The sequence below is a fragment of the Pseudomonas sp. 05N434 genome, from assembly GCF_056396965.1.
The window spans coordinates 1-8,993 of the sequence record NZ_JBFTMK010000161.1; the positions used below are offsets into that span (position 1 = coordinate 1).

The following is an 8,993-nucleotide window of genomic DNA, read 5'->3' on the forward strand; positions in this document are numbered from 1 at the left end:
GGTCTGCTCGGGGCCGGGTGCCCAGACGAATTCGCTGGCGGGGATGATGCCGTCGTCAGCCACGTCCATGCCGAAAGCGTCTTCACTGAAGCGCACGATGTACTGGCCGGTTTTGCGATTGAGGCCGACGAAGCCTTTGAGTTGGTCGGCGGCCTGGCAAATGAGCTGGGAAGTGATGCGCATGGTAAACCTCACAAAAGGTCGCTAAGGACCGGTGATCGATGGTTTACACGCAGGGCAAGTGAACGGGTTTCCCTCTGCCGGGGAAACTGCAGGTGTGAAGATTACTGCAAAGAGCCGCACAAAAGCGTCGAAGAAATCTTCTTTAAACACGTTTATGTCGGTCTGGTGATAGCACAAGCGGCGCTCAGTTGTTAAAAGATACGTCTTTGAAAACTCATCGCAAAAGGACTTCGACCATGCCTGTCTCCTTCACCAAAAGCGCCCTGCTGCTGAGCCTGATGCTCGGCCTCGGCCAGGCACAGGCCACCAGCGAGCCAAGCCCCAGCGCACTGGCAACCCGCCTGGGCATTCCGCACCCGGCGGTGATCGCCCACCGTGGCGCCTCTTTCGATGCACCGGAATCCACCGCCGCAGCCTACAAACTGGCTCGCGACCTGGGTGCCGACTACCTGGAAATGGACCTGCAACGCAGCAAGGATGGTGTGCTGTTCGCCCTGCACGACAACAACCTGCAACGCACCACCGACGTCGCTACCAAATTCCCTGAGCGCAAGGACAGCCCGGCCAACGAATTCACCATCGCCGAACTGAAAACCCTGGATGCCGGCAGCTGGTTCAACACGGCGTACCCGGATCGCGCGCGTCCTGGCTACGTGGGTCTGAAGATCCTGACCCTGGACGAAATCATCGACATCGCCCAAGGCAATCCACTGCACAAGCCTGGCCTGTACATCGAAACCAAGGAGCCAAAGCAGTTTCCCGGCATCGAACGCGATCTCAAGGATAAATTGCAGGACCGTGGTTGGCTGAGCCCGACGGGTTCCAAACTGGCAAAAAGTAATCTGGCGGTCGGCCAGGGGAAAGGCAAAGTCGTGCTGCAAACCTTCGAGAAGAGCAGCCTCGAACTGCTCGAGAAGGAGATGCCGCAAGTGCCGAAAATCCTGCTGTTGTGGGTCGGCGAAGGCAGCATCGAGCCGAAATCCAAAGTGACGTTCGCTGAGTCCGGAGACAAGGACAAGGCGACTTACTACGCCAAACAGGAACCGAAAGACAAAGCCGAATTCCAGCAATGGGTCGAGTACGCCAAGGCCCAGGGCGCTATCGGCACCGGGCCTTCTGCCGCGCTGACCAAGGGTGGAGATCAGAGCTATTCAGACCTGGTGAAACCGTGGATGAACCAGTTCACCCACGATCAGGGCATGCTGGTGCACGTCTACACCATCGACGATGCCGTGGATTATCAGAAAGTGATGGATGCCGGTGTCGACGGCATCTTCACCAATCGCGCCAGCGAACTGCTGAAGTTCTATAAGCGCCCGGCGGCGGCGAGCGTTGCGCAGTTGTTGCAGAACAACGGGTACTGATTGGCGCCAGGCGCTGCACCGCGTCGTCCCCATCGCGGGCAAGCCACGCTCCCACAAGGTCTGCGCAAAACCTGTGAGAGCGTGGTTGCCCGCGATTGTTTTTTTAAGGGTGAATTAAGTTGCGCTGTTTAACCTGATCCCACTTAAACAGCTCCTCCAAGGAAAGAACTTGATGAAAACCTTAACTGCCCTGTTCATCGCTGCTGCCCTGACCCTCACCGCCGGCCTGGCCCAAGCTGATGTTCGCGTCGACCAGATCCCCGAGTTGGTCAAAAGCGGCAAGATCAAACCCCTGGAAGAAATGAACCAGGCCGCGCTGAAGTTGCATCCGGGCGCCACAATTACCGATACCGACCTGGATAACCACTTCAACGGTTACGAATATGAAGTGGAACTGCGTCTGGCTGACAACACCGAATGGGACGTGGACTTCGATGCCGCCACTGGCAAGGTCCTGAGCAACAAACGAGACAAGTGATTCAACGGCAAAAAGCCGCACGATCTTCGGGTCGTGCGGCTTTTTTGCGTTCGTCGTAAGGCAAATCGCTGAAGTCATGAACGAAGTCGCGCCCTTTTGCGCAGGCCCGCTAGAATCCCTCAACACCACTCAGCATGTTGAAGCAGAGAACCACGGATATGGGGCAAACAGCGGCAGCAGACATCGCCACGATCGGCCGGATCAGCACGGTGCCGGCGGTTCTTCAGGTGATCAGTGAGCTGACCGGGTTGCGGTTCGCCGCGGTGGCCCGCGTCATCGACAACACCTGGATCGCCTGCGCGGTGCTCGATCGACTGGGTTTCGGCGTGCAAGTGGGCGATGAACTGCAGCTGGTCTCCACGCTGAGCGACGAAATTCGCCAGGGCCAGCACTCGGTGGTCATCGACAAGGTCAGTGAAGACCCGCTCAGCCGCGATCAGCACACGCCTCGCACCTGTCCATTCGAAAGCTACATTGCCGTGCCGATACTTCGCACCGACGGGCGCTTCTTCGGCACCCTCTGCGCCCTCGATCCTGATCCCGCGCCGCTCAAGTCCAGCACGATCCAGAGCACCATGGAATCCTTCGCCCGGATGCTCGCGCTGCAGATAGAGACCGAAGAAAACCTGCAACAGACCGAAGCGGCGCCGATCAAGGAACGTAAAACCAGCGAACTGCGCGAACAGTTCATCGCCGTACTCGGCCATGACCTGCGCAACCCCTTGTTCGCCATCAGCGCCGGTGCCGAAATGCTCCTGCGCAAACTCAAAGACCCGCCAAATGAGCAACGGGTGCGGCATATCCTCACCAGCGCCCGGCGTGCAACCAAACTGGTCGACGATGTGCTGGACTTCGCGCGCGGGTCATTGGGTCGCGGCATCCCGGTGAATATCGAGCCGTGCCCGGATTTGGGGGATGTGCTGCGGCATGTGATCGCCGAGATCCAGAGCATTCACCCCAAGCGTATTATTCAGTCGTCGATTGGCGACCTGAGCGACATTCATTGCGATCGCGAACGGGTCGCGCAGTTGCTGTCCAACCTGCTGGCGAATGCCGTTGTCCACGGCGATCCCGACGGCCCGGTCGAGGTCAGTGCGCAGGTCAACGAAGGGCACTTCATATTGAGCGTGAAAAACCACGGGCTGATTGCCGAGGATGCGCTGCAGCATCTGTTCCAGCCCTACTCGCGACCGACCGGCGGAACACCGCAGGCCGGCCTCGGGTTGGGGTTGTACATTGCCAATCAGATTGCGCTGGCCCATGGGGGGCAGCTTGATGTGAAATCGACGCAGTCCCATGGAACGGCGTTCATATTCACGTTGCCTTTGACGCGGTGACGACAGCCTCAATGTCTTAGACCGCGTTAGCGTGACTCACGGACGATTGGCTGTTAAACATCTCGACCTTGGCACGGAAAGAACTTGAGGTGGAGGTCGATCCATCCAGATGCTTGATCGTGTAGTAAGCCTCCGCAGCGACAGCCACCTGACTCAGCGCTCCTTTGTCCAAAGGAATGTGTATGGGAAAGAAATCACCTTGTCGATATTTGTGATAAGCAACCTCCACGTTGCCAAACTTCACGAAGATTTCTTCGCCCTCTACAAATTCTTCCCGTGCAGGGATGATTGCTTTCGGAATCACTGGGTCTGCTTCWTCGACGAAAAAAATGATCGACTGTCCACCGACAACAGTCATAGGGTTCAATGTTTCGGTCATCGCAATGCTCCTTGTGAAAGTACTGGCACAGGTTCAGTTTGAGTAGGCGCGCCAAGGGATATCTAGCGCCGCGAGAAAAAAACTGTCTACTGTCAGAAATAACAGGTACCGCTGAAATCGGGCGTCTTGGTTGCAAGTACCCGATCAACGGCACACCGACCTTAACAAGGTGTACAGCTGTAATGCTTAAGGATCAGGCCGAGGTGCTGACCACCGAATCCGCCGTACTGCCACCTTCATCCTGCAACGCCTGTGTACCGACTCGGTAACCGATTCGATACACAATCCATTTCACTAGGCGCTCAACCGCGCCGTTACCTCATTCAATTGCCCTGACAGCCCATGCAGGTTGTGGCTGGCCGCTTCGGTGCGCTGCACGTTGTCCAGGTTGGTGCTGGCGATGCTGGTGATTTCGGTGAGGTTGCGCGAGATGTCTTCGGCCACTGAAGTCTGTTCTTCTGCGGCGGTGGCGATCTGGCGGTTCATGTCGCGAATGGCTTCCACGGCATGGGTGATCCGCTCGAGCATGGCGCCGGCCTGGGTCACTTGCTCGACGCTTTGCTCGCTGCGCGACTGGCCGCTTTCGATGGCCTGGGCCGCGTCCACCGCACCGGTTTGCACGGTTTGAATGATCTGGTTGATCTCGATGATCGACGCTGCCGTGCGCTGGGCCAGGCTGCGTACTTCATCAGCGACCACCGCAAAACCGCGCCCGGCTTCACCGGCACGGGCCGCTTCGATTGCCGCGTTGAGCGCCAGCAGGTTGGTCTGTTCGGCAATGCCGCGAATCACTTCCAGCACCTTGCCGATGCGCCCGCTGTCTTCTTCCAGGCGACGGATGACCGTGGCGGTGTTGGCGATTTCGCCACGCATTTGGGTGATGGTGTGAATGGTGCCCTGCATGACCTTCTCGCCTTGCTGGGCGGACTGATCGGCATCGTCGGCCGCACGTGCCGCTTCGGCGGCGTGGCGCGCGACTTCTTGCGCGGTGGCGGACATTTCGTTCATCGCCGTGGCCACCTGATCGGTGCGATTGAACTGCTCGTTGGTGCCGCTGGCCATAAGGCCGGCAATCGAGTTCAGCTCACCGCTGGCACTGTCCAGGTCCGACGCGCTGCGCTGCAAACGACTGAAGGTTTCGGCGAGGAAATCGCGCAAGGTGTTGGCGGCCCTGGCCAGGTTGCCCAACTCGTCCTGACGGGTGCTGGCCACGCGATCGGCGAACCGGCCCTGACTGAGTTGCGCCACGTAGTCGATCAGTTTGCGGATCGGCTCCACCAGGTTGCGATTGACCAGCCACAGACTCAACAAACCAATCAGCAGGCCCGACACCAGCATCACCGCGAGCCCCGACAACACCGTCTGATCGGCACTGGCACTGATCAATTTCGATTGTTCGACACTCTGCTTGCGCAGTTCGCCGACCAGTTCATTCATCTGCTCGCTGGCGGCGCGGTCCACGCCCTTGACCGCATTGTCGCCGGCCGCTGGGTCGGCACCGGCCGCCACGTAGGCATCACGGCCCTTCTGATACGCCGCACCTAATACACGATGCTCCTCACGCAGGCGTTCGATGCGGGTCTTGAGTTGCGGCTCCATACCCTTCTGCCCCGCCAGTTCACCAAGGATACCCTGCACATTGCGCTGACCCTCCTCGAACTGCTTCCAGTATTTGTCCAGGTCCGCGGGTTGCTTGCCGCGCAGCAGGACGTTTTTCCACTCCTGAACCTGCACCTTGAATTGCAGGTTGGCTTCATCGATCAGTTGCGAGGTGTGCAACGGGCCTTCGATCAGGTTCGCGTAGTTCTGAACGCCGTTGGACAAAAAGTGAAAGCAGGCCAAAGCGATCAACAACATCGCCAACRGGCTGCCGCTCAACAGGGCGAGAATTTGTGCTCGAAGGGACTTTTGTAAAGACATCGGGAAGTACTCGAAACAGGAATGAGGCACGCGGATGAAGGCGTGAAAAGTATCCGGACATCCCTGTCTGCCACGTTGGCCCTTGGCCGAAGGCGCGCAAACGTAACCCAAGCGTGATCGGCGTTCCAGAGCGGTTCTTGAGGAAAATCCGACCATCGGTATCGCAATCGTTTGCGTACACCTTGCCGTCACAAAACCGTCATGAGCGCTTGCAATGATGAGGCTCAAGTGAACCTGTGAAACCCGCGACAGGCGCCTCCCCGCAGCGAGACTTCATGAACCACAGCATTGATCAACGCCATCGCGATTCCGACCTGTTCGGCCTGCTTTACGGTTTCAGTTTTCGCCCCGGCGAGCGCGGTCGAGAGATCGATTCGGCCAAGGCACTGCACTGCCTGCAACAACTGGACGACAGTGATGAGTTTCTCTGGCTGCACCTGAACCTGGCCCATGCGGCGTGCGAGCGCTGGATGAAAAGCCATCTGGAATTGCCCGACGAGTTTTTCGAAGCCTTGCACGAGGGGTCGCGTTCGACGCGCATCGAGCATGTCGATTCGGCGTTGCTGGCGGTGGTCAACGATGTGGTGTTCAACCTCAGTAGCATGGTTTCCTCGGATGTCTCGACGCTGTGGGTCTGCGCCCGCAGTCGGCTGATCATCAGCGCGCGCCTGCAACCGCTGCACTCGGTGGACAAGCTGCGCTCTTCGGTGAAGGCCGGTGAATGCTTTCGCTCACCGCTGGAATTGCTGGTGCATTTGCTGCGTGATCAGGGCGAAGTGCTGACGCAGATCGTGCGCAAGACCAGCCTCAGTGTCGATCAGATCGAAGATGAATTGCTGTCGTCGCGCCTGTCCACCAACCGCGCCGAACTGGGCGCCAACCGCCGGGTGCTGGTGCGCCTGCAACGGTTGCTGGCGCTGGAGCCGGGCTCGTTGCTGCGCCTGCTCAATCGCCCGCCGCAATGGTTGCAGAAGGAGGACGTCAAGGAGCTGCGCAAATCCACCGAGGAGTTTGCGCTGATCATCAACGACCTCACCGCCCTAGGTGAGCGGATCAAGCTATTACAGGAAGAAATCGCCGCCAATCTCAACGAACAGAGCAACCGCACGCTGTTCACCCTGACCGTGGTCACGGTGTTGGCGCTGCCGATCAACATCATTGCCGGTTTCTTCGGCATGAACGTCGGCGGGGTGCCGCTTGCCGGGGATCCGGAGGGGTTCTGGATTCTGGTGGCACTGGTGGCGACGTTTACCCTGATTGCCGGGCGCTGGGCGTTTCGTAAGCGGCGCGATTATTAAACCGCCCAGTTTACCCTGATTGCCGGGCGCTGGGCGTTTCGTAAGCGGCGCGATTATTAAACCGCCCAYCATCACCGATACCTTGTGGCGAGGGAGCTTGCTCCCGCTGGGCTGCGCAGCGGCCCCTATCCGGTTTATTCATTCAAACAGAATTCTCTGGTTTTACGACTGCTTCGCAGCCGAACGGGAGCAAGCTCCCTCGCCACAGGTGTTTGCCTGCCTTAGCATCCGGCATCACAAAAAAACCAAACACTGACCCAGCGCAGTCTCACTGTAATATTTAGCAACGATCATGGGCGACACTCCTTCTCTGCTCAGGATTGTCCGGCATGGCTACGCCTTCCTTCACCGCCGCCTCCCAGGCGCCCGCCAGTGGCRCCAGGCCGCAGTTCGATAAAAAACCCGGCCTGCTCACCTTCGTGATGTTCTTTGCCGTGCTGGGCAGCGGGCTGTTGTTCACCGCCTACAGCCTGATGCACGACATGAGCGAACTCGGCACGGTGGTCACCACCTGGACGCCGTTTCTGCTGTTGGGCGTGGCACTGCTGATTGCCTTGGGCTTTGAGTTCGTCAACGGTTTTCACGACACCGCCAACGCCGTGGCGACGGTGATTTACACCCACTCCTTGCCACCGAATTTCGCCGTGGCCTGGTCCGGGTTCTTCAACTTCCTGGGGGTGTTGCTGTCGAGCGGCGCGGTGGCGTTCGGCATCATCGCCCTGTTGCCGGTGGAGCTGATTCTGCAGGTCGGCTCCTCTGCCGGTTTCGCGATGATCTTCGCCCTGTTGATCGCCGCCATCCTGTGGAACCTCGGCACCTGGTGGCTGGGTTTGCCGGCTTCTTCGTCGCACACCCTGATCGGTTCGATCATCGGTGTCGGTGTAGCCAATGCCTTGATGCACGGCCGCGACGGCACCAGTGGCGTGGACTGGGCCCAGGCGACCAAGGTCGGTTACGCGTTGCTGCTGTCGCCGCTGATCGGCTTCGCATTCGCCGCGTTGTTGCTGCTGGCGTTGCGTGTCTTCGTCAAAAATCGCGCACTGTACAAGGCGCCGAAGGGTAATACCCCGCCACCGTGGTGGATTCGCGGCATGTTGATTCTGACCTGCACCGGCGTGTCCTTCGCCCACGGCTCCAACGACGGCCAGAAAGGCATGGGCCTGATCATGCTGATTCTGGTGGGCACGCTGCCGATGGCGTATGCATTGAACCGCACCATGCCGGCGGATCAGGCCTTGCAATTCGCCGCGGTGGCCGAAGTCACCCAGCAAGCCCTGATGAGAAACACACCGCTGCCGATGCCCACCGATCCACGCCCGGTGCTGACCGACTACATGCGCAACAAGGAAGCCACCCCGCAACTGATCCCCGCCCTCGCCGCGTTGGCGGGCCAGATCGGTAACGAAGTGAAGGGTTACGGCTCGCTGTCGAAAGTCCCGGCCGAAGCGATGGGCAACGTGCGCAACGATATGTACCTGACCAGCGAAACCATTCGCCTGATGGACAAGAACAAGGTCGGAAACTTCGACACCGACACCACCGGCAAGCTGCAGTTGTTCAAGCAACAGATCGACAACGCCACGCGGTTCATTCCGCTGTGGGTGAAGATCGCGGTGGCCATCGCCCTGGGACTGGGCACCATGGTCGGCTGGAAACGCATCGTGGTGACGGTCGGCGAGAAAATCGGCAAGACGCACCTGACCTATGCGCAGGGCGCATCGGCAGAAACCGTGGCGATGCTGACCATCGGCGCCGCCGACATGTTCGGCCTGCCGGTATCGACCACTCATGTGTTGTCTTCAGGCGTGGCCGGGACCATGGTCGCCAACGGTGGCGGCTTGCAGATGAAGACCATCCGCAACCTGCTGATGGCCTGGGTGCTGACCTTGCCGGCGGCGATTGTGCTGTCGGGCAGCTTGTACTGGTTGTTCACCAAGCTGTTCTGACCATACACAACCTGTGTAGGAGCGAGGCTTGCCCGCGAAAGCGGTTTCACATTCAACGATGACTCTGACTGTGAAACCGCTTTCGCGG

At 59.2% G+C, this 8,993-nt stretch carries 8 protein-coding genes; 5 read left to right on the forward strand and 3 right to left on the reverse strand.

Annotated elements, in window-relative coordinates:
• On the reverse strand, positions 1-183 hold a 183-nt coding region (locus AC1DLB_RS12700; RefSeq protein WP_477785075.1), incomplete at its 3' end, for a DUF2025 family protein.
• Positions 184-419: 236 nt separating this feature from the next.
• On the opposite strand from AC1DLB_RS12700, the gene AC1DLB_RS12705 reads away from it, so the two are divergent.
• From AC1DLB_RS12705 to AC1DLB_RS12715, 3 genes are all read left to right on the forward strand, one after another.
• Positions 420-1,547, forward strand: a complete 1,128-nt coding sequence (locus tag AC1DLB_RS12705; RefSeq protein WP_018926417.1) for a glycerophosphodiester phosphodiesterase — start codon at positions 420-422, stop codon at positions 1,545-1,547.
• A gap of 172 nt (positions 1,548-1,719) precedes the next feature.
• Complete coding sequence (locus AC1DLB_RS12710; protein WP_477744605.1) at positions 1,720-2,025, forward strand: PepSY domain-containing protein; 306 nt, start codon at positions 1,720-1,722, stop codon at positions 2,023-2,025.
• A gap of 158 nt (positions 2,026-2,183) precedes the next feature.
• Positions 2,184-3,362, forward strand: coding sequence for a GAF domain-containing sensor histidine kinase (locus AC1DLB_RS12715; protein WP_477744604.1), 1,179 nt, complete (start codon positions 2,184-2,186; stop codon positions 3,360-3,362).
• 16 nt (positions 3,363-3,378) lie between these two features.
• On the opposite strand, the gene AC1DLB_RS12720 is transcribed toward AC1DLB_RS12715, so the two are convergent.
• Positions 3,379-3,741 (reverse strand): hypothetical protein, encoded by a 363-nt coding sequence (locus tag AC1DLB_RS12720; protein ID WP_477785076.1) that lies wholly within the window; start codon positions 3,739-3,741, stop codon positions 3,379-3,381.
• Positions 3,742-4,035: 294 nt separating this feature from the next.
• Positions 4,036-5,661 carry a methyl-accepting chemotaxis protein gene (locus AC1DLB_RS12725; RefSeq protein WP_477785077.1) on the reverse strand — a complete coding sequence of 542 codons (1,626 nt, stop codon included), beginning with the start codon at positions 5,659-5,661 and terminating at the stop codon, positions 4,036-4,038.
• A gap of 275 nt (positions 5,662-5,936) precedes the next feature.
• Between AC1DLB_RS12725 and AC1DLB_RS12730 the strand changes: the two genes are divergently transcribed.
• Together AC1DLB_RS12730 and AC1DLB_RS12735 are read left to right on the forward strand one after the other, a co-directional pair.
• Positions 5,937-6,959, forward strand: coding sequence for a transporter (locus tag AC1DLB_RS12730; protein ID WP_018926423.1), 1,023 nt, complete (start codon positions 5,937-5,939; stop codon positions 6,957-6,959).
• A gap of 329 nt (positions 6,960-7,288) precedes the next feature.
• The gene (locus AC1DLB_RS12735; RefSeq protein WP_477785078.1) at positions 7,289-8,905 is read left to right on the forward strand and encodes an inorganic phosphate transporter; all 1,617 of its coding nucleotides are present in this window, start codon (positions 7,289-7,291) and stop codon (positions 8,903-8,905) included.
• The last annotated feature ends 88 nt before the right edge of the window (positions 8,906-8,993 follow it).